This window comes from Pseudomonas sp. WS 5503, from assembly GCF_012985385.1.
In the GTDB taxonomy this organism is placed as follows: Bacteria; Pseudomonadota; Gammaproteobacteria; order Pseudomonadales; family Pseudomonadaceae; genus Aquipseudomonas; species Aquipseudomonas paracarnis.
On sequence record NZ_JAAQWI010000006.1, the window covers coordinates 276,043 to 295,851 of the forward strand.

At 59.4% G+C, this 19,809-nt stretch carries 17 protein-coding genes; 9 read left to right on the forward strand and 8 right to left on the reverse strand.

Annotated elements, in window-relative coordinates; translation table 11 throughout:
* Positions 1-2 precede the first annotated feature (2 nt).
* Together HBO10_RS17530 and HBO10_RS17535 are read left to right on the forward strand one after the other, a co-directional pair.
* Positions 3-362, forward strand: a complete 360-nt coding sequence (locus tag HBO10_RS17530; protein ID WP_034127726.1) for a hypothetical protein — start codon at positions 3-5, stop codon at positions 360-362.
* A gap of 551 nt (positions 363-913) precedes the next feature.
* Positions 914-1,297, forward strand: a complete 384-nt coding sequence (locus HBO10_RS17535) for a hypothetical protein (RefSeq protein ID WP_034127728.1) — start codon at positions 914-916, stop codon at positions 1,295-1,297.
* A 190-nt stretch (positions 1,298-1,487) separates the two neighbouring features.
* Here the strand turns inward: HBO10_RS17535 and HBO10_RS17540 are convergent, their stop codons facing one another.
* The 5 genes from HBO10_RS17540 to HBO10_RS17560 all read right to left on the reverse strand — a co-directional run bounded on the left by HBO10_RS17540 (position 1,488) and on the right by HBO10_RS17560 (position 5,685).
* Positions 1,488-2,717: a M20/M25/M40 family metallo-hydrolase gene (locus HBO10_RS17540; RefSeq protein ID WP_034127729.1), complete on the reverse strand. Its 1,230-nt coding sequence runs from the start codon at positions 2,715-2,717 to the stop codon at positions 1,488-1,490.
* A gap of 48 nt (positions 2,718-2,765) precedes the next feature.
* Positions 2,766-3,824 (reverse strand): diguanylate cyclase, encoded by a 1,059-nt coding sequence (locus tag HBO10_RS17545; RefSeq protein WP_034127730.1) that lies wholly within the window; start codon positions 3,822-3,824, stop codon positions 2,766-2,768.
* A 79-nt stretch (positions 3,825-3,903) separates the two neighbouring features.
* A complete protein-coding gene (locus tag HBO10_RS17550; RefSeq protein ID WP_034127731.1) occupies positions 3,904-4,536 on the reverse strand; it encodes a LysE family translocator in 633 nt (210 codons plus the stop codon).
* A gap of 69 nt (positions 4,537-4,605) precedes the next feature.
* The gene (locus HBO10_RS17555) at positions 4,606-5,475 is read right to left on the reverse strand and encodes a sugar phosphate isomerase/epimerase family protein (protein ID WP_034127732.1); all 870 of its coding nucleotides are present in this window, start codon (positions 5,473-5,475) and stop codon (positions 4,606-4,608) included.
* Positions 5,476-5,502: 27 nt separating this feature from the next.
* Positions 5,503-5,685 carry a rubredoxin gene (locus tag HBO10_RS17560; RefSeq protein WP_014718115.1) on the reverse strand — a complete coding sequence of 61 codons (183 nt, stop codon included), beginning with the start codon at positions 5,683-5,685 and terminating at the stop codon, positions 5,503-5,505.
* 158 nt (positions 5,686-5,843) lie between these two features.
* Between HBO10_RS17560 and HBO10_RS17565 the strand changes: the two genes are divergently transcribed.
* A complete protein-coding gene (locus tag HBO10_RS17565) occupies positions 5,844-7,274 on the forward strand; it encodes a PLP-dependent aminotransferase family protein (RefSeq protein WP_034127733.1) in 1,431 nt (476 codons plus the stop codon).
* 51 nt (positions 7,275-7,325) lie between these two features.
* Here the strand turns inward: HBO10_RS17565 and HBO10_RS17570 are convergent, their stop codons facing one another.
* The gene (locus HBO10_RS17570; protein WP_034127734.1) at positions 7,326-8,315 is read right to left on the reverse strand and encodes a helix-turn-helix domain-containing protein; all 990 of its coding nucleotides are present in this window, start codon (positions 8,313-8,315) and stop codon (positions 7,326-7,328) included.
* A 109-nt stretch (positions 8,316-8,424) separates the two neighbouring features.
* Here HBO10_RS17570 and HBO10_RS17575 point away from each other — a divergent pair, with 109 nt between their 5' ends.
* A complete protein-coding gene (locus tag HBO10_RS17575; protein WP_054897062.1) occupies positions 8,425-8,967 on the forward strand; it encodes a thioesterase family protein in 543 nt (180 codons plus the stop codon).
* A 9-nt stretch (positions 8,968-8,976) separates the two neighbouring features.
* Here the strand turns inward: HBO10_RS17575 and HBO10_RS17580 are convergent, their stop codons facing one another.
* Positions 8,977-10,605 carry a hypothetical protein gene (locus HBO10_RS17580; protein ID WP_034127736.1) on the reverse strand — a complete coding sequence of 543 codons (1,629 nt, stop codon included), beginning with the start codon at positions 10,603-10,605 and terminating at the stop codon, positions 8,977-8,979.
* 142 nt (positions 10,606-10,747) lie between these two features.
* On the opposite strand from HBO10_RS17580, the gene pvdM reads away from it, so the two are divergent.
* The 3 genes from pvdM to HBO10_RS17595 are packed head-to-tail and all read left to right on the forward strand — an operon-like array spanning position 10,748 to position 14,286.
* Positions 10,748-12,097 carry a pyoverdine-tailoring dipeptidase-like protein PvdM gene (pvdM, locus tag HBO10_RS17585; RefSeq protein ID WP_034127737.1) on the forward strand — a complete coding sequence of 450 codons (1,350 nt, stop codon included), beginning with the start codon at positions 10,748-10,750 and terminating at the stop codon, positions 12,095-12,097.
* A gap of 18 nt (positions 12,098-12,115) precedes the next feature.
* A complete protein-coding gene (locus HBO10_RS17590) occupies positions 12,116-13,384 on the forward strand; it encodes an aminotransferase class V-fold PLP-dependent enzyme (RefSeq protein WP_169922041.1) in 1,269 nt (422 codons plus the stop codon).
* Positions 13,385-13,413: 29 nt separating this feature from the next.
* Positions 13,414-14,286 (forward strand): formylglycine-generating enzyme family protein, encoded by an 873-nt coding sequence (locus tag HBO10_RS17595; RefSeq protein ID WP_034127738.1) that lies wholly within the window; start codon positions 13,414-13,416, stop codon positions 14,284-14,286.
* A 137-nt stretch (positions 14,287-14,423) separates the two neighbouring features.
* On the opposite strand, the gene HBO10_RS17600 is transcribed toward HBO10_RS17595, so the two are convergent.
* Positions 14,424-15,251, reverse strand: coding sequence for a N(5)-hydroxyornithine transformylase PvdF (locus HBO10_RS17600; RefSeq protein WP_034127739.1), 828 nt, complete (start codon positions 15,249-15,251; stop codon positions 14,424-14,426).
* 201 nt (positions 15,252-15,452) lie between these two features.
* Between HBO10_RS17600 and HBO10_RS17605 the strand changes: the two genes are divergently transcribed.
* Together HBO10_RS17605 and HBO10_RS17610 are read left to right on the forward strand one after the other, a co-directional pair.
* Positions 15,453-17,105 (forward strand): cyclic peptide export ABC transporter, encoded by a 1,653-nt coding sequence (locus tag HBO10_RS17605; RefSeq protein WP_034127740.1) that lies wholly within the window; start codon positions 15,453-15,455, stop codon positions 17,103-17,105.
* 118 nt (positions 17,106-17,223) lie between these two features.
* The gene (locus HBO10_RS17610; RefSeq protein WP_080757696.1) at positions 17,224-19,665 is read left to right on the forward strand and encodes a TonB-dependent siderophore receptor; all 2,442 of its coding nucleotides are present in this window, start codon (positions 17,224-17,226) and stop codon (positions 19,663-19,665) included.
* Positions 19,666-19,809 lie beyond the last annotated feature (144 nt).

The window sequence follows — 19,809 nt, forward strand, 5'->3', positions numbered from 1 at the left end:
ACATGAAGCTCACACCAGAACTATCAATACTCAGAAGCCTACTATTCACCTACAGCATTGAAAACTACGACGACCCTGAAAGAGAGCGCTTCATCGCTTCAAAAAACATCAACAACGAAACAGAACTCGCTGATCTTTTTGAAAAATTGACCAAGCCAGAATTTCTTTCATACAAACTTGAAATTCAACAATGGCATATTGAAACACTTCAGCACTACCTAAATACTGATGAAAATTTTAATTCCGTTTTTTATCTTCTCGACACCTATTTCGATGATGAAATAACTGACCATAGGCAATTTATGAGCGTGCTATTACGCTGCTTACAGAATTACACAACTGAGGCTACCACGAGCAAATAATATGAAAATAAAACCACCCAGCATGTCAATAATCCGCGGTCTACTGTTCACTTACGACATAGAAAACACGTACGACTTAGTGCGAGAAAAAACCATTTCATTAAGAGACATAAATAACGACGAAGAACTTATAAAACTATTTGACGAACTGACCAAGCCAGAATTCGTAGCTTACACAAGAAGTGAACAAAAATGGTTCATTGATTCCATATCACACTTTCTAGCTACAAGCGACAACTTTGACGCAGTCTTTAAAAATATGAAAACTTATTTCAGCACCCCCGTAACCAATCAAACAAACTTCATGCAAGTCCTTTTGAATTGCCTAAGAAACTACTACAAGACGCCAAACTCAAAAATTTAAAAAAAGCTGTTCGATGCTAAATCGGCGCTCCTCCGGCGAGCGAGCTTCCTCGCGCTGTGTCACAAGCGGCCCCAATCCAGGCGATGCGCTTCCAGAAGACCGATGTGTGCAGCTTCTAAAGCAAAACGTCCTTTTCAGTTACAGGGCACTGGACAGCATATTTCTTCATAGCTTTTAAGTATCTCCAATGAAACTCAAGCCAAACCTATCGATAATCCAAGGTCTGCTTTTCACTTACTGCATCGAAAACACTAGGGATGTGGACAGAGAAGAGCTCATTACCTCCATAAACGTGAACCATCACGAGGAACTTACATGGCTATTCGACAAACTAACCAAACCTGAATTCATGAAATATAGGCGAGACGAAAGAGAATGGTACATCAACACACTTCAGCATTTTCTCAGCATCGGAGAAAACTTTGAGTCAGTGTTTTATCTCTTTGACACTTACTTTAATGATGAAATATTCGAAAAACGGCAATTCATGAAAACACTGTTGGACTGCCTCAGCAGATACAACCTTGACATTGTCGAGAGCAGGTCAGACGCCCCCTCTGCTAACCAGTAAGTGATGGAAAGATGACCCCAAAGCCAGCTTCGAAGTCCACTCACTATGGGGCGCTGAGTATCCAATGTGGGAGGGGGCTTGCTCCCGATAGCAGTGATTCAGTCAATGCATGTGCAAGCTGATCCACCGCTATCGGAGCAAGCCCCCGCCCCCATTTGAATTTCTTCAGTGCTTCAATCCAACGCTCCGATCAGCGCTTGGAAAGCTCCATGATCATCCGACTCAACAAATAAACCCGCGGCACCACACTCTCCACCTCGGCATATTCCTCCGCCGTGTGAATATTGCCCCCCACTATCCCAAACCCATCCAGCGTCGGCGTGCCTACACCGGCGGACAAGCTGGCATCCGCCGCGCCGCCGCTGCCTTCGATGGTCAACTTGCGTCCCAGTTCGCCATAAATCCCTTGGGCTATCGCTACCAACTTATCCGACTCGGCTGTCTGCGGCATCGGTGGCAGGCCGCGCTGCAGGCTGGTTTTCACTTCGGTTTCCGGGATCAATTTGTTGGCTGAAACCCGGGCCAGGTCTTTCTCGATCCGGTCGAACTCTTCCGGCAAAGCCGCACGCACGTCTGCCTTGGCGGTGGCTTGGTCAGGGATAACGTTGGTGCGGTCACCGGCCTTGAGCACGGTGAAGTTGATGGTGGTTTTCTTGTCTTCATCGCCGAGTTTGCCCAGTTGCAGGATCTGGTGCGCGGCTTCCATGGCGGCGTTGCGTCCCAGTTCCGGGGCGACGCCGGCGTGGGCGGCCTTGCCTTTGACTTCGACCACCGCGGTGGCGCTGCCTTTGCGCCACACCACCAGGCCGTCGGCGGGGCGGCCGGGTTCCAGGTTCAGGGTCACGTCGTGGCCTTTGGCAGTGTTGCGGATCAGTTCGGAGGCGGCGTCGGAGCCGGTTTCTTCGCTGGCGTCGAGCAGGAAGGTGATCTGCGCGTAATCCTTGAAGCCCTGGCTTTTGAGGACCTTGAGCGCATAGATGCCCGCAACGATGCCACCCTTGTCATCCATCACGCCGGGGCCGTAGGCGCGGCCGTCCTTGATGTGGAAGGGGCGCTCGGCAGCCGAGCCTTCCTTGAATACGGTGTCCATATGGGCCATCAGCAGGATCTTGGCCTTGCCGGTGCCTTTGAGGGTGGCGACCACATGGCTATTGTTGGCGGCTTTATCCGGCACCAATTCGATGGTGAAACCCAACTGTTTCAACTCATCCACGGCGATATCGCGCACTTGGGTCAGGCCCGGCTCGTAGCCTGAACCCGAGTCGATATTCACCAGGCGCTCCAGCAGCTTCAAGGCTTCGGCCTTGTATTGTTCGGCCTGTTGCTGGATCTGTTTATGAGGCTCGGCGCTGTAGGCCGGCAGGCTGAAAGACAAGGCCAGGGTAGCGGCCAAAAGGGTACGCGGGAACGTGAAGAGCATGGACCGATCCTTGTTTTTTGTTGGAAGGTGCCCCGCCACCCTACCCCACTAAATTGACTGCAACCAACTGCCCTGTACCGAACTGACCCGGTTGCGCCCGCTGCTCTTGGCTTCGTACAGCGCCTGGTCGGCATCGTTGAGCCAACTGATGGAGTCGGCGTGGCTAGGCTGGTACGGCGCCAGGCCGATGCTCAGGCTCACTCGCAGTGTCGGGTCCTGGGCGTAGGCCAAGGCGTTGAAGCGACCGCGCAAGGCCTCCATCACCTCGGTGGCACGGTTGAGGGGCATGTCTGGCAGGATCACGCAGAACTCATCACCGCCATAGCGCCCGGCCAGGTCGTTGGTGCGCAGGTTCTGGCGCAGCACCTTGCTCAGTTGGCGCAGGACGATATCGCCGGTCACATGGCCGTAGGTGTCGTTGATGGTCTTGAAGTGGTCGATGTCGATCAACGCGATGGCGGCACCGCCCGGGCCACGGCGGCAACGTTGAAATTCGAGGTCCAGATGGTCCTTCCAGGCGCCGTGGTTGAGCAGGCCAGAGAGGCTGTCGGTGCGGCTCAAGGCCAGCAGTTCACGTTTGTGGCGGGCCAAGGTGACGGCCTGGCGGTAGCAGATCCAGCCCAGGGCCAGGGGATACAGCATCAGGATCGGCAGGCAGGCATACAGCTGGGCCTGGGTGGTCACGGCGATAAATCCTGGTGTGAACAGCAGCAACGCGGTGCCCAGCCCCAGCGCCTGCGCCACCCAACCCGCGAACAGGAAGCGCGGCCCGCCAATGGCGACGTTATTCATGCTCATCATCGACAGGGTGGTGACGCTGGGCAGCGGGTTGAAGTGCATCGCGCCAACCCAGAACCCACCGCAAAAGGAATCGAACAGCAGGCTGCGGCGTTCGCTGCGCAAGGTATTGGCCGAGCGCAACGAACATTGAAACGCCAGGTGCGGCCACGCAAAGGCATTGATCAGCATCCAGGCCCACACCCACAGGGACGGATTCAACGGATACATGCCGAACGCCACGCATACAAAGCCGAGCGTCAGCCCCAGCACGCGAGATTTGTACAAGCGCAAAGCGAGCGGAAGTCCTTTTCCTCCGACGGCTGGCATGGTGGGGGCGATCCTGGGTGAATGCCTGGAGTCTATCAGGGCGACGTCAAATCGCCACTACCGCTTATTGGCTAATACTTCAGTGCGAAAACCCACGCGCCAGCATCAAGGCGACGCCCAGCAGCAACACCGCCGTGATTCGCTGCAACAACACCCGCCGCTTGGGGTTTTCCAGCACGTGTTTGATGCGCTGGCCGAAATAGCAATACAGGCAGCCGCTGGCAAATTGCAGCAGCAGGAAGGTCAGGCCAAGGATGGCGATGTCCGCCGCCGAACTGTGTTCACCGGCGCCGGCAAACTGCGGGAACACGGCGCTGAACATGATGATGGTCTTGGGGTTGGAAAACCCGGTCAACAGCCCTTTGCCAAACAGGCTGCGCGCCCCCTCGACCTTGTCGGCGTTGTTGATCGACACGCCGCTGCTGGTCCACTGCTTGTAGGCCAGGTAAAGAATGTAGGCCACCCCGACAAACTGGATGGTCTGGGTAATGGCGAGGTTGCCCTTGATCAATTCCGAGAAGCCGACGGCAAAGATCAGGATCGAAATCAGGTACGACACACTGGCGCCGACCTGCGCCGGGATCGAACTGCGCAGGCCGTCCTTCAAGCCCAGGCTCAACAACAGCAACGTCATGGGGCCCGGGCTGAAGGTCATGGTGGCGCAAAACAACAGAAAGTAGAGAAATGAAGACAGGGTTAACGCACTTGTCATGGCCAGCACCTTGAATAAAAAGAAACAGCAGCAACAGGGCGAACGCGGCCAGCGCTCGCCCCCGGCCGATCAGGCGACAGCGATTTCGGTGGTCAGGGAGTCGCGGTACATCACCGCCAGGTCAGCCAGGGCAGCCTTGGCGGTCTGGTTGCGGGTTTCAAACGCGACCAGCCCCTTCCAGTTGGTCTCGACAATGGCCTGCAGCACATCGGCGTAATCGCAGTTGCCGTCATGGATACCGAAGTGCTGGTCTTGCACGCCGTTGTTGTTGCTGAAGGAAATGCCCTTGATCAGGTGGTGGTATTTGCGCACCACTTCTGCCGGCAGGCCGTTCTCGATGTTGGCGTGGCCGGCATCGAGGAAGAAATACACATTGCTATGGGCTTGCAGGCGCTCGAACACAAAGGCGTATTCGGCTTCATGGGTAAAGATGTAGTGGAACGGCCGATAGTTAACGTAGTTGGACAGGTTCTCCAAATAGATATCCGTGCCCTTGGCCTCGGCATAGCGCGCCAGCTCCTGCACCGACTTGAGGTAATGCTCCAGGGCAACCTTCTTGGCCATCAGCACCATTTTCGGCTCGACGATGCAACCACCGTGAATGATCAACGGCGCGCCCAGGCGGCTGGCGATATCGATTTCTTTTTTGACGTACTCCACGGCCGCACTACGGAAGGCTTCGACATCACTGCCCAACGGCGCCTTGAAGTTGCCATGGAAAACCGGCTTGACCCCCGTGGCCGCGATTTGCGCCTGCAGGCTCTCGATACGCGCCTCGGTCCAGTCATCGACCATTTCGCCGAACAGGCTGCCGTCGATGTACCAGTGGGTGCAGTCACCTTCGATGGCGGTTTGCAGGCCCTTTTCGGCGCCCAGGTATTTCTGGTGGGCCACACCGGTGCAGAACGGGACGGTGGCGTTGATCAGTTTGCTGTTCATGGGACGATTCCTTTCGTTGATGGAGTGTCAGGCGAATTGACGTTCAGGAAGATTGATGGCCATGAAATCGGCCTTGGTCACGCCGCAATCCGGGCATGTCCAATCTTCAGGCACCTCTTCCCAAGGGGTGCCTGCGGGAATTCCGTCCTCCGGAATACCCAGTTCTTCTACGTACATAAAACCGCAGGGTGCGCACATATAAGTCTTCATGGAAATGCAAAATCCATTGCTCAGGTGTAGGAAATATCGCCATCTCCTGGCGAGATGCCGCGCAGTCTAGGGGAGTGGCATTGCGCAAGGCAGGTAAAGTGGTGCCTAATCCGGCCTAACTTCACCGGTAAAAGCACCGGCAAACACAAGGACGCGTCATGTTTGTATCCGCCATCGCTTTCGTAGAAGGCACGCCCAAGGTCCAGCAGATCGTCGAGGCGTTCAGCCAGGCCATCGAAAATGGCGAATGGGCACCGGGCAGCAAACTGCCATCCGTGCGTGAACTGACCCAGATCCTCGGCGTCAGCAAGTTCACCCTCAATGAGGCACTGGACCGCCTGCGCGGTCGCCACCTGCTCACCTCGAGCCAGGGCCGCGGCTACTTCGTGGCGATGGACAGCACCCGCCCTGCCTCGGCGACCTGGGTGGACCTATTGCCCCAAGACCTGCTCAGCGTATTGCGCCGGCCCTTGGCCACCGCCAGTGGCGAACTGCGCCCCGGTGGCGGGCACTTGCCGGAGGATTGGCTCAATGGCGAAGCGATCCGCCAAGCCATGCGCAGCGTAGTGCGTGCGCCGTCACTGCGTATCGCCGGGCTGGGCACGCCGGCGGGGCTGTTGCCGTTGCGCCAGGCGCTGCAACAGAAACTGCACGGCGAAGGCTTGTCGGTACCGGTGGAACAGATCATCACCACACCCAATACTGTGCAGGGCCTGGACATGCTCATGCGCCTGCTCGCACGCCCCGGCGACACGGTGCTGCTCGACGCGCCGTGCTACTTCAACTTCCACGCCAACCTGGCGCTGCACGGCGTCAAAGTCATCACCATTGCACGCCGCCCCGACGGCTTTGACTTCAGCGCCCTCGAACAGCTGCTGGCCGAACACCGCCCCAGCCTGTATCTGACCACCAGCGTGTTGCACAACCCCACCGGCCACTCCTTCAGCCCCAGCCAAGCGTTTCGCCTGTTGCAACTGACCCAGCAGTACCACTGCCACATCGTCGAGGACGACCTCTACGGCGACCTGCACCCCAACCCTCCCCCACGCCTGGCCGCCGTCGCCGGGCTGGACCAGGTTACCTACCTGTCGGGGTTCTCGAAAATCCTGAGCGCCAACACTCGCGTCAGCTACGTGGTGGCCGCTCCGCAACTGGCCGCCAACCTGACCAACATGAAATTGATGAGCGGCGGCGTCACCTCGGAACTGTTCGAACAGATCGTCTACCGCATGCTCAGCGAAGGCAGTTACGCCAAGCAGCGCAAACGCATGGTGCAGCGCCTGATGGAAGCCGGTGGGCGCGTCGAACAATGGCTCAAGCGCTGCGGGTGCGAACTGCCCATGGCGTATGAAGGCGGGATGTTCATCTGGGCACGCCTGCCGCCTGGCGTGGACGGCGAACTCCTGGCCCAGGAAGCCCTGAAACGCAGCATGGTACTGGCACCTGGCGCGCTCTTCGGCTACGACCCGGCCCACCGCGACTCAATGCGCTTCAATGTGGCCCACAGCGACGAACCACGGGTACAGCGGGTGTTTGAGGCGCTATTGCTGCACGGTGTTGCACAGAGCAATCCCCGCGCAAAAAAGTGATACACGTCCACGGCGCAGCGCGCCTGCTTACCTGACCGGCATCAAGGCAGGTCAGGACCTCGGTGCGTCAGGTACATAGGCGTCGCCCTGGGCAACCAGGAACTTCTTGCGATACGCCGCCGGCAGCATCCCCACCCGTTGCTGGAACAGACGCCGAAACGAGTTGCTGTCCTCATAGCCCACGGCATACGTGATGCTGGCGAGGGTCATGCGTGTTGACTCCAGCATCTGCTTGGCTCGTTCCAGGCGCAGGGTTTGCAGGTAGCCAATCGGCGTACAACCAGTGGCATCCTTGAAACGCCGCTTGAAATTACGCACGCCAAAACCAAAGCGCCGGGCCACCTCATCGATCACCATTGACTGCGCAAAGTGCTGCTCCAACCAATGCTGCACACGCAAAATCTGCGCATCACCGTGGCTTTTGGGCAGCGACCACATCGCGTAGGCCGACTGCTCGGTGCGGCCGGCATCGATCAGCAAGTACTTGCCGCAGGTATGAGCCAGCTCCGGCGAGCCGAAACGGCGGATCAGGTGCAGCATCAAGTCCATCGCCGCCGTAGCGCCCCCGCACGTGATCAGGCGATTGTCTTCGCAAAGGATCTGCCCCTCATCCAGGCTGACCTGGGCATATCGACGCCGGAAGAACCCGGCAAATGCCCAGTGAGTCGTCGCACGCAAGCCGTGCAATAAGCCGGTCTCGGCCAGCATGAAGGCCGCCGTGCACATGGAAGCCAACACGGCGCCCTGCCCATGCTGCTCACGCAACCAGGGGCCGTAGGCAGCAAACGTCGGCATAGCCTCCTTGAGGGTAAAGAGAAACCCGGGAATCAGCACCAGGTCCGTGTGCGCGATCTGCGCCAGTGAACCCTGCACCTGCAGGCGCTGCCCGCCCCATGCTGTCACCGGCTGGCCGTCTATAGACGCGAGCATCACCTCAAACGGCAGGCTTTCAGCGAACAGATTGGCCGCACTGAGCATTTCCATGGCCAGGGTGGCACTGGCAGCGGAACATTGATCCGCCAGGAGCAAGGTGACATGCATGTAAAAACTCCGGCTTGCACTTTTCGCATGTAATAAGTCATTTACGCATCTACCTTAGCCGATCCCATCCCCGTACAGTGCGGCCATTGATCAACTGCCTGGCGTTTTTATGAATCTCTGGTTTCGATTACTGCACATGCTGTTGCGCCGCCCCTGGCGCAAACCGGTTCACGGCCTGGCTACCACGGTGGTGCGCATGCGTGTCTGGCCGCTGGACCTGGACCTGAACCGGCATGTCACCAATGGCCGGTATTTCACCCTGGCCGATGTGGCTCGCATGGATTTTGTGCTGCGCACCGGCGCCTTTCGCGTGGCGCTGCGCCATAAGGCGATGCCGATAGTCGGCGATACCTGGGGCAAGTTCCGTCGGGAATTGAAGCTGTTCGAGGTATTCGAGGTGCATACCCGCATTCTCGGCTGGGACCACAAGTGGAACCTGATGGAGCACCGCTTCGTCAGCAATGGGCGGGTGGTCGGCGTGGTGGTGATGCGTGGGCTGTTTCGATCCGCCAAAGGCACCCTGCCCCCGGCCGAATTCATCCGCGAGTTGGGCTTGGACGACACCTCACCGCCGATGCCGCAATGGTTGAGCGACTGGGCACGCAGTTGCGATGAGATGAGTGCGCAATTGCGCGAGGAAGAGCAGGTTTAAAAAAACCTGCTAAGCCTCGCGTTTGAGTTTCAGATGCCGCGCATACCATGGCCGCTGCGGCACACGTTTGAACAGCCCCTTGAGCAGCGCTTCATCGGCACCGAAGGTAATGCGCAGGGCCAGCTTCATGATCTCCGGGTCCATTTCCATCGAGCGCCCCTGTTGCAGCCCCGGCGTGGTGCTGCAGCCGTGGGTGTCCGGGCCCAGCCACGGGTCACCTATTTCCACCCAGCGGCCTGGCGCAAACCAGGCTACGCCGTTGACTTCCAGTCGGCTCACCTCGCCTGGGTTGAAGCGCTCGTGGGCACGAAACCAGTCTTCGATGCGGTCATCGATCCAGCCGTGGAAATGCCAGAACACCGGGTTCACATGGGATGAAAACGGGTCGCCCAGAAAGTCGTTCTCCGGCGCATACCAACGTGCGGCAAAGTCTGCGGGGTCACGGGCGAAGGGGACCGGGGCGCCGTTGGACGGGTCGCGGGGCACCGAGGCCCAGCGCATATGCAGCCAATCGTGCAGGCCCAGCTCCATTTCCGAGCCCAGTTGGCCCAGGGTCAACTTGGCCAGGTAGCGCGGGTCGCGGTATTGGGATTCCCACACCTGGAAGTTGCTGTGGTAGGTCTCGGCCGCCTTGATATCGCTGACCCACTGGGTGTAGTCGGCGTCATCTGGCGCTGACCAACAGGGCGGCAGTGCGAAACCGTCGTGGTTGTCGAAGTAGCGCACAAAGCCCGGGCGATCCCGCTCCAACGGCGGTTGCGGCTCGGGGAATTGCGGCCAGGAGGGCAAGTCCTGCATGGAACGTGCGGTGCCGAGCATGTGGCGGTGCATGAAGAAGAAGTCGATGCCCGAACCATTGCGGTCCTTGCGCTTGCCGCGGGCGTCGCGTTCCTGTCCACGGGGCCCCGGTTGCCAACCGATGCCGCGCAGGGCCTCGCGTTTTTCTTCGGAGAGCTTGTGCCATTGGTCGCGGGTGGCGTGCCACAGTTGGTGAAACAGGCGGTGCTCGGGAGAAATCAGCCAGGCCAGCAAGGTCGGGTTGAGGCCGATGCGCTGGCGGGCTTCGGGGAACAGTTGTTTGTGGGCGATAAAACGGTTGTCGCGTTCGGTCAGCGCCAGGGGCCGCTCAAGGTCGAGGATGTGCCCGCTGAGGGTGGCGCTGCCGGCATTGCCGAAATCGGCCCAGACTTCATCCAGGGTCATCTTGAATTCATAGGCCGGCACGCCGCCGGCTGAATCGCGGTCGATCAAGCGCCAATAGAGCACGGCGCCCTCGCCCGTCAGCACATCACCCAAGACCCGATAGCGCGGCTCGCCTTCAGCGCGCAGCTGCTCGGCGGTGTCCAGGTAACCGCGCAGGCCACGCCCACGGGGAGCAATGTCCAGCAGCAACTCCAGGCCATGCAGCGGCAGGCCCGCAAGGCCCGCGTCGCGGCCTTCCAGGCGCAGGCTCCAGACGCCCCGCAGGGTGTTCGCCAGGTGCTGGCCCTGAGTGTCAGCGAGGTCGACCGTAGCTTCGCCGGGGGTGATAGGAAACTCTTCTTCCCGCGTCAACTCGCGATGGGCATAAAAGGCCGCGGGCACGGCTGCACCGGTCAGCGCCAGGCCTGCGATGAACCCACGTCGAGAGATTGTCATTGGCTACCTTAGGAAACAGCTTGATCAGAGCTAGAACGTTTGCAACCCGATGAAATTTACCGCCCTCCCCCCGCCACCTAAATTTCCCCCGTCATCGCTCGTTCTTCCCTGATAGCAAAGGCCTCAACTGACTGAGATGGCAATGACAAAATCACGTTCGAAAAAGGCGCTGTATATCGGCCTGCCGCTGGCCCTGGCTATCGGCGCCGGGGCCGGTTTCCTGGTCTGGGATCAGTGGTTCAAGGGCAACGCCGGCTACCCGCTGGAGGTGATCAAGCAGGCCAATGAAATGCAGGATCGCCTGTTGTCGTTCGACAGCCACATCACCCTGCCCCTGGATTTCGGCACGGCGGGCAACGAGGCCGACAAGGATGGCAGCGGCCAGTTCGACCTGGCCAAGGCCGCCCGCGGCCGATTGTCGGGCGCCGCGCTGACGATCTTCGGCTGGCCGGAAATCTGGAACGGCGCCAACGCCCCGCACAAGCCCACCGATGGTTTTGTCGAAGAGGCCCGGCACGAGCAGGAAGTGCGCTACAAGATCATCTCCGGCATGGTGCGTGACTTTCCCAACCAGGTGGGCATTGCCTACACACCGGACGATATGCGACGCCTGCACGGCGAAGGCAAGTTCGCGATTTTTATCAGCATGCTCAACGCCTACCCCCTGGGCAATGACCTGAACCAGCTGGACTTGTGGGCCGCACGCGGCATGCGCATGTTCGGGTTCAGCTACATCGGCAATAACGCCTGGTCCGACTCGTCGCGCCCGCTGCCGTTCTTCAATGACTCCACGGATGCCCTCGAGGGCCTGTCGCCTATCGGCCAGCAAGCGGTGCATCGCCTCAATGACCTGGGGGTGATCATCGACGTGTCGCAGATGTCGACCAAGGCCCTGGAGCAAGTCGCGCAGTTGAGCCGCACGCCGATGGTGGCGTCCCACTCGGCGCCACGGGCATCGGTGGACATCCCGCGCAACCTCAGCGACAAGGAGCTGCAACTGATTAAGAACAGCGGCGGCGTGGTGCAAGTGGTGGGTTTCCCCGCCTACCTGCGCCCCTTGAGCCAGCCGACCCAGGACAAGCTCAATACCTTGCGCGCACGCTTCGACCTGCCGCCACTGCCCAACCTGGCCATGGCCCTGATGCCCGGCGATGCAATCATTGCCGCCTGGCCCGAGCAACGCTTCGGCCAATACGCCAGCGCGCTGTACGGCATTCTCGAGGAAGAACCCAAGGCCACCCTCAAGGACCTGGGCGACGCCATCGACTACACCGTGCGCAAGATCGGCATCGATCATGTCGGTATTGCCTCGGACTTCAACGACGGCGGCGGCCTCCAGGGCTGGGAGAACGTCGGCGAGGTGCGCAACGTCACTGCCGAACTGATCCAGCGCGGCTACTCCGAAGCCGATATCGCCAAGCTGTGGGGAGGCAACTTCCTGCGGGTGTGGGACCAGGTACAAAAAGCCGCCAAGCCATTGGCCAATCGCTAACCACCACGAAGTAAGTCCATGACCGACCGCCGTACATTTCTCAAGCAGGCCGGCGTCTTTGCCGCGAGCCTGCCGCTGGGCACCGCGTTGCTGCCTCAGGCAGTAGCCGCCGTTACGAACGACCCATGGACGGGATTGAAGCAACTGTTCAACCAAGACCCCAATTACCTGCATTTTTCCAACTTCCTGGTGGCCTCGCACCCCAGGCCCGTGCGCGAGGCCATAGAACGCTACCGCCAACAGATCGACCGTAACCCTGGCCTGGCCATGGACTGGGACCTGCAGGAAACCTGGAAGCGTGAGGGCCAGGTACGCGAGTGGGCAGGCCGCTACCTGAACGCCACGCCAGCGCAGATCGCCCTCACCGGCAGCACGTCCGAAGGGCTGGCGATGATCTATGGCGGGATCAAGGTGCGCGCCGACCAGGAAATCCTCACCACGGTGCATGAGCATTACGCCACCGAGTTCAGCCTGGACTTCCGGGTACGCAAGGAGCACACCCAGGTTCGCAAGATACGCCTGTTCAAAAACCCCAATCAGGTCTCGGCCGATGAAGTGCTGGGCAATATCCAGCGCAACATTCGCCCCAACACCCGTGTACTGGGCATGACCTGGGTGCAATCCGGCAGCGGCGTAAAACTGCCCATCGGTGAGATCGGCAAGCTGGTGGACGAACACAACCGCAACCGCGACGAGCCGGACCGCCTGCTCTATATCGTCGATGGTGTGCACGGCTTCGGCGTGGAAGACCTCGACTTCCCCGCTATGCACTGCGACTTCTTCATCGCTGGCACCCACAAGTGGATGTTCGGTCCGCGGGGCACCGGCCTGGTGTGCGCCCGCGAGACCGAAAACAAATACGTCACACCGATGATTCCGACCTTCTCCGAAGACAAAAACTTCGCTACGACCATGACGCCCGGCGGCTACCACGCCTTCGAACATCGCTGGGCCGCCGACGAAGCCTTCAAGTTGCACCTGCAACTGGGCAAGGCGCCGGTGCAGGCACGTATCCATGCCCTCAACACCGAACTCAAGGACCAACTGCTGGCCTACCCGCAGATCGAACTGGTGACACCGCGCAGCCCCGAGCTGTCAGCCGGATTCACCTTCTTTCGGGTCAAGAACCGGGACAGCGATGCCGTTGCGGCCTACCTGATGAAAAACCGCGTGGTGGTGGACGCGGTGGACCGTGACGTTGGCCCGGTGATTCGCACCTCGCCGGGCCTGCTTAACAACTCGGATGAGATCCAGCGTTTCATGACCCTGCTGAGCCAGCGGTTATGACCCCTTTTCCCTTTGAACGAGACGCCTCCATGATGCCATCCCGACTCAAACCGCTCACCGCATTGGCACTCACCGCCCTGTGCGGCGCCCTGCTGCCCGGCCTGGCCCAGGCCGCCGCCCCACAACCGGGCAAGGTCTTCAAAGACTGCAAGGACTGCCCGGAAATGGTGGTGCTGCCCGCCGGCACCTTCACCATGGGTACGCCGGACGACGAAGTGGGCCGCGAGCCTGACGAAGGCCCGATGCACGAGGTGACCTTCGCCAAGCCGTTCGCCATGAGCCGCTTCCATGTCACCGCCGGCGAATGGGACAGCTACGTGCGCCAGACCGGGGTCAAGATCGCCAATGGCGACGACCGCCCCGGCCGCGAATGCATCGCCAGCAAACCGCGCTACCCCCAGGGGCCACGGCAGCCGGCGGTGTGCATGGACATGGACGACATCAAGCAGTACGTGAGCTGGCTGTCCAAGAAGACCGGGCACACGTACCAGATGGTCAGCGAAGCCCAACGCGAATACGCCGCCCGCGCCGGCACCACCGGCCCGTTCCCCTTCCCGTTCGACGAAGGCAAGGGCTACAGCATCGCCCAGCACGCCAACACCTACGGACCGGCGGACGGCTACAGCTATTCGTCGCCCGTGGGCAGCTACCCCCCGAATGCCTTTGGCATGTATGACATGCACGGCAATGTGTATGAGCGGGTGGCTGATTGCGAGCATCCGAACTACGTCGGCGCGCCAACTGATGGCAGTGCCTGGGTGGAGCCCAACTGCGAGGCCTACCAGATTCGCGGCAATGACTGGGGCGAGGCGCCGGTGTTTTCACGCTCGGGCAATCGCAACAACATCTACCCGCAGACGCGCGGGGACTGGATCGGCTTTCGGGTCGTGCGCGAGCTCTAATACCTTGTAGGAGCGAGGGGGACGCCTAGTTCTTGCTCGCGAAAAACTCATAAACGCCGCGTGTATTCAGGAAGCACGCGTCATCGTTGACGTTTTTCGCGAGCAAGCTCGCTCCTACAGGGTTCGCGCCCGCATGTTCAGCCTTGTTTGGCCAACAGCTCCAGGCCTTCATGCAGCGCCGGGAACAGGCTGTTGTTGAAGTTGTTCCAGCGCAACTCAAGGATAGTGTCTTCGGGCGAAATCTGGGTCTTGAGCACGTCGTGGAACACCTCTCCCGAGTCGATGCCGTTATCCACGTAGTGGAATGACGCACCGGTCCAATACAACGGCTCGCACGCCTGAGTCGCTTTGGTTGCCCAGTCGGTGATCGCCTGCCCACGTGCGCCGTACAGCGCATTCCAGGTGGCGTACGCCCCACGGCGTTCGTAAGGCGACTCGAGGCGGGTGATGCCCGGGTGAATGTTCATGATGCGCCGCGCAAACGGCGCCCCCGGGCGCACCAGTTCATCGAGGATCACCAGCAAACCATCCAGCACCACGATGTCAGCCTTCAACTCCACCAGGGTGTCATGCAGGCGACGCTCGAAATCCTGCTTGCCGGCGACATGTTCGGCGCTGCCTCGTGGCAGGCGACGATAGGTCGACGGCACGCTGAGCAGCAGGTCGTTGACCAACGTGCCCTGCACACGCAAGTCCGCCGGGTACAGCCACTGGCGACCCGGCTGATAGGCGAAGCCGTAGTCCGCCACCAACTGCTGGTCCCGCGGGTTGTGCTCATCGTCGTCATACACCACGCCTACGAGGTTGTAAGCCTCGCCCAGCGACGTGTCGTTGAGCGAGCCCACCAGAAACTCCAGCACCGATTTCATATAGCGCTCGTGGTCTTTATAGGCCACCGGCTGCCCCGCCTTGTCGGCGGCGGCATTTCTCAGGGACCAGACATACACCAGGTTCTTTTTCGTCATGTGTTTCGCTCTCGCTCAAAGGGCCACGCACGGCATTGATACACGTGCGCCTACAGAACAAGAACGAACCAGGCCCCGGGCAATTTATCGCTCACTGCCACCGTCCGGCACGCCGCGCTAAATAGTCACGCCACAGCTTCGTTTGTCATGGGTAAGGGTCTGTGTGCCCAGCCCCCTCTTTTCACTTTCCGGGAAGTATTTATGACCGACCCCAAGCGCGGCGCCTTCAAAGGTTTGCTCGCATTGCTCAGGCCCTTTCGCACCATCGTGACGGTCTCCGTCGCCCTTGGCATGGCGGGCGGCCTGGCCATTACCTTGCTGTTGGCGACGATTAACAATGCCCTGCATTCGGCGGGGGGGATGACTCAGGGTGTGGTGTTGACCTTCGCCGCGTTGTGCGTGGTGGCGCTGGTCAGCTCGATCATTTCCGACATCGGCACCAACTACGTCGGGCAACGGATCATTGCCGCCCTGCGCAAGGACCTGGGTGAAAAGGTGCTGTCAGCGCCCATCGGGCAGATCGAGCAATATCGCTCTCACCGCCTGATCCCGGTGCTGACCCACGACGTGGACACCATCAGCGACTTTTCCTTTGCCTTCACGCCCCTGGCCATCGCCGCCACCGTTACCCTGGGATGCCTGGGTTACCTGGCTTACCTGTCCGTGCCGATGTTCCTGATGATGGTGGTCGCAATCATCATCGGCAGCGCCGTGCAATTCATCGCGGGCGGCAAAGGCATCCAGGGCTTCGATCTGGCCCGTAGCCACGAAGATGAATTGCAGCGTTACTACAATGCGATTGCTTCGGGAGCCAAGGAACTGCGCATGCACCGTCCGCGGCGGTTTCGCATGAACACCCACCGCATCCAGGAAACCGCAGACCGCATCAGCGATATCCAGGTGCGTTCAGTCAACATCTATATCCTGGCCAAGACCTTTGGCTCGATGCTGTTCTTCGTGGTCATCGGCCTGGCCCTGGCGATGCAGGCCTACAACCCCAACCCCGACCCCACGGTGATTACCGGCTTCGTGCTGGTACTGCTGTATATGAAAGGCCCGTTGGAGCACCTGCTGGGTTACTTGCCCGTGGTTGGCAAGGCGAAGATTGCCTTCGGGCGCATCAGCGAACTGTCGGAACGTTTTTCTTCGCCCGAGCCCCACTTGTTGATGGACGACAGTGAAGCGCCGAAGCCTGTGGTCAACAGCCTTGAACTGCGCGGCGTCAGCTACAGCCCGCCAGCGGTTGAAGGCAGCCAACCGTTCCACCTGGGGCCGATCAACCTGAGCATCAAGCAAGGCGATATCGTGTTTGTCGTGGGCGAGAATGGTAGCGGCAAGACCACCCTGATCAAGCTGCTGCTGGGCCTGTATCCACCTCAGGCGGGTGAGATCCTGCTCAACGGTACAGCGGTGACCGACCCAGAGCGCGACGATTATCGCCAGTTGTTTACCACCGTGTTTTCCGACTATTACCTGTTCGATGACCTGGTACAAGGCAGCGCCACCCAGTCCCTGGACAGCGCCACCAAATACCTTGAGCGCCTGGAAATCGCGCACAAGGTCAGCGTCAAGGACGGCGTGTTCAGCACCACTGACCTGTCCACCGGCCAACGCAAGCGCCTGGCCCTGGTCAATGCCTGGCTGGAAGAACGCCCGGTACTGGTGTTCGACGAGTGGGCCGCCGACCAGGACCCGGCCTTCCGCCGCATCTTCTACACCGAGCTGCTGCCGGACCTCAAACGCCTGGGCAAGACCATCATCGTGATCAGCCACGATGATCGTTATTTCGACATCGCCGATCATCTGGTGCGCCTGCGTGCCGGTCAGGTGGTGCATGAGATGGAGCCTGCATGAAGTACCGGAATAATTTTTTCCGGTTTTGCGAAGTAGGAACGTCTCACTAGTGGTAATGAGAACTAACCTCAATAAACACTTAGAATTGCCCACTTAAAACATAGAAGAGAAAGCATCCATGCCAGCACGACTCGGTCTCAGCCCCCTGAGCAAAGCGCTATCCATGCGCCGGGCCCTGAACATCAACCTCTTGCCCAGTGCCTTGGCGTTGGCTGTGTCGATGCCGATTGCAGGCTATGTGCAGGCCCAGGAGATCGAGTTGAATATTCCTGCGCAGTCGCTGGGGAGCGCACTGCAGGAATTTGGCCGCCAGACCAATGTGCAAGTGCTCTACAGCCCGGGCGATGTGCAGGGCAAGAACAGCCCCGCCGTCAAGGGCAAGATGCAGCCGCAGCAGGCCATAGCTGCATTGCTGGCCGGTAGCCAGACTACCTATAACCTCAACGGCAATACCTTGACCGTCACTGCTGCTGGCAGCGGTGGTGGGCTCGAGCTGAGCCCGACGCAAGTGACCGCCAACTACTTGGGCAACGTCACCGAAGGTTCTGGTTCCTACACGCCTGGCACGATTGCCACGGCTACACGTTTGACGTTGACCCCACGGCAAACTCCGCAGTCGATCACCGTGGTGACTCGCCAGCACATCGAGGATTTTGGCCTCAACAACATGGATGACGTGATGCGCCATACGCCGGGCATCACCGTTTCCGCCTACGACTCCGACCGCACCAACTACTATTCCCGTGGTTTTTCGGTCAATAGTTTCCAGTACGACGGTATTCCATCGACTGTGCGTAACGTCGGCTATTCGGCGGGCAACACCCTGAGCGACATGGCGATCTACGACCGTGTTGAAGTCCTCAAGGGCGCTACCGGCCTGCTCAACGGTGCCGGTTCCCTGGGTGCGACCATCAACTTGATCCGCAAGAAGCCAACCGCGGAATTCAAGGGCCATGTGCAATTGGGGGCGGGTTCCTGGGACAACTACCGCAGCGAAGTGGATGTCAGTGGCCCCTTGACCGACAGCGGCAATATCCGTGGCCGTGCGGTGGCTGCGTATCAGGACAAGAAGTCCTTTATGGACCACTACTCGCGCAAGACCGAAACCTACTACGGCATCACCGAGTTCGACCTGTCTCCCGATACCATGCTGACGGTGGGCTTCGATTACCAGGACAACATTCCACAGGGTTCCAGTTGGTCCGGCTCCTTCCCGCTGGTCAACTCCAATGGCAGCATCAACAAAATGCCGCGCTCCTACAACAACGGCACCACCTGGAGCTCGTGGGAGCAAAACACGCGTACCGCCTTTGCCATGCTCGAGCATGACCTGGGCGACGGCTGGGTGACCAAATTCCAGCTCGACCACAAGATCAACGGCTACCACGCCGATCTGGGTTCGATCCAATTCGTCCAGCCGGCAGCCGATGGCACCGCTGAGATCAACGGGCAGAAATACACCGGCGAGACCAAGAGCACCTCGGCCGACCTCTACGCCACCGGCCCTTTCAGCCTGTTTGGCCGCGAGCATGAACTGGTGGTGGGCGGCTCGATCGGCACCTCACGCTGGCAAGGCAAGGGGTACTGGTCGCCGGAATGGCCTGGCGGTAACAAGGTCGATTTCTATAACTGGAACGGCCATATCGCCAAGCCTATCTACGGTCCTGCCCAACAGCACATCGACGACACTATCCGTCAAACCGGGTATTACCTGACCGCGCGTTTCAACGTGATTGACGACCTGAACGTGATCCTGGGTGGGCGCGTGGCCAACTATCACGTGACTGGCAACAACCCTTCCTACAAGGAAACCGGGCGGTTCATTCCTTACGCCGGTGTGATCTACGACCTCAATGACAACTTCTCGGTATACGCCAGCTACACCGATATCTTCCAACCTCAGGAAAGCACCTATAAGGACCGTAACGAGAAGCTGCTGGAGCCAGACGAAGGGCAGAACTACGAGTTGGGCCTGAAAGGCGAGTTTTTCGATGGCCGCCTCAACACCAGCATCGCTTACTTCGAAGTGCATGAGACTAATCGCCCCATCTCGGATGACGCCTACAACAACCAGACACCTGCCCCGAACAACTGGGCGTTCAAGAGCTCCAAGGCCGTCACCAAAGGCTACGAAGCGGAAATTTCCGGTGAGTTGAGCCCAGGCTGGCAACTTCAAGGTGGCTACACCCACAAGATCGTACGAGACGAAGACGACAAGAAACTCTCCACCTTCGAACCCGAGCATCAGGTCAACCTGAACACCACCTACAAACTCAAGGGCGACCTGGACAAGTTCACCATCGGTGGCGGTGTACGCTGGCAGACCAAAGGTTGGAACGAGATCTGGAACGGGCCACTTGAGAAAAACCAGGACATCACCCAGGAGTCCTACTGGTTGGTGGATTTGATGACCCGCTACCAGGTCACCAAGAACCTGTCGGCTACCGTCAACTTCAACAACATCTTCGACAAGTCTTACTACACCAACGTGGGCTTCTATAACTCGGCCGCCTACGGTGAGCCACGTAATGTGATGGTCAGCACGCGCTGGGACTTCTGATTCCACGCGTCGATCGATCAAACGCCCGGTGAGCACCCCATGCTCACCGGGCTTTTTTTTGGGCGTGCAGAGATACTGGCGAAGAGGGATTGGAGCATAAAAAAACCCGGACACTGGATCCGGGTTTTTGTGATTGAGCGGCGG

Coding starts and splice junctions, on each gene's coding strand:
- HBO10_RS17530 (WP_034127726.1), top strand. CDS start 3: ATGAAGCTCACACCAGAACTATCAATACTCAGAAGCCTACTATTCACC.
- HBO10_RS17535 (WP_034127728.1), top strand. CDS start 914: ATGAAACTCAAGCCAAACCTATCGATAATCCAAGGTCTGCTTTTCACT.
- HBO10_RS17540 (WP_034127729.1), bottom strand. CDS start 2,717: ATGCTCTTCACGTTCCCGCGTACCCTTTTGGCCGCTACCCTGGCCTTG.
- HBO10_RS17545 (WP_034127730.1), bottom strand. CDS start 3,824: ATGCCAGCCGTCGGAGGAAAAGGACTTCCGCTCGCTTTGCGCTTGTAC.
- HBO10_RS17550 (WP_034127731.1), bottom strand. CDS start 4,536: ATGACAAGTGCGTTAACCCTGTCTTCATTTCTCTACTTTCTGTTGTTT.
- HBO10_RS17555 (WP_034127732.1), bottom strand. CDS start 5,475: ATGAACAGCAAACTGATCAACGCCACCGTCCCGTTCTGCACCGGTGTG.
- HBO10_RS17560 (WP_014718115.1), bottom strand. CDS start 5,685: ATGAAGACTTATATGTGCGCACCCTGCGGTTTTATGTACGTAGAAGAA.
- HBO10_RS17565 (WP_034127733.1), top strand. CDS start 5,844: ATGTTTGTATCCGCCATCGCTTTCGTAGAAGGCACGCCCAAGGTCCAG.
- HBO10_RS17570 (WP_034127734.1), bottom strand. CDS start 8,315: ATGCATGTCACCTTGCTCCTGGCGGATCAATGTTCCGCTGCCAGTGCC.
- HBO10_RS17575 (WP_054897062.1), top strand. CDS start 8,425: ATGAATCTCTGGTTTCGATTACTGCACATGCTGTTGCGCCGCCCCTGG.
- HBO10_RS17580 (WP_034127736.1), bottom strand. CDS start 10,605: ATGACAATCTCTCGACGTGGGTTCATCGCAGGCCTGGCGCTGACCGGT.
- pvdM (WP_034127737.1), top strand. CDS start 10,748: ATGACAAAATCACGTTCGAAAAAGGCGCTGTATATCGGCCTGCCGCTG.
- HBO10_RS17590 (WP_169922041.1), top strand. CDS start 12,116: ATGACCGACCGCCGTACATTTCTCAAGCAGGCCGGCGTCTTTGCCGCG.
- HBO10_RS17595 (WP_034127738.1), top strand. CDS start 13,414: ATGATGCCATCCCGACTCAAACCGCTCACCGCATTGGCACTCACCGCC.
- HBO10_RS17600 (WP_034127739.1), bottom strand. CDS start 15,251: ATGACGAAAAAGAACCTGGTGTATGTCTGGTCCCTGAGAAATGCCGCC.
- HBO10_RS17605 (WP_034127740.1), top strand. CDS start 15,453: ATGACCGACCCCAAGCGCGGCGCCTTCAAAGGTTTGCTCGCATTGCTC.
- HBO10_RS17610 (WP_080757696.1), top strand. CDS start 17,224: ATGCCAGCACGACTCGGTCTCAGCCCCCTGAGCAAAGCGCTATCCATG.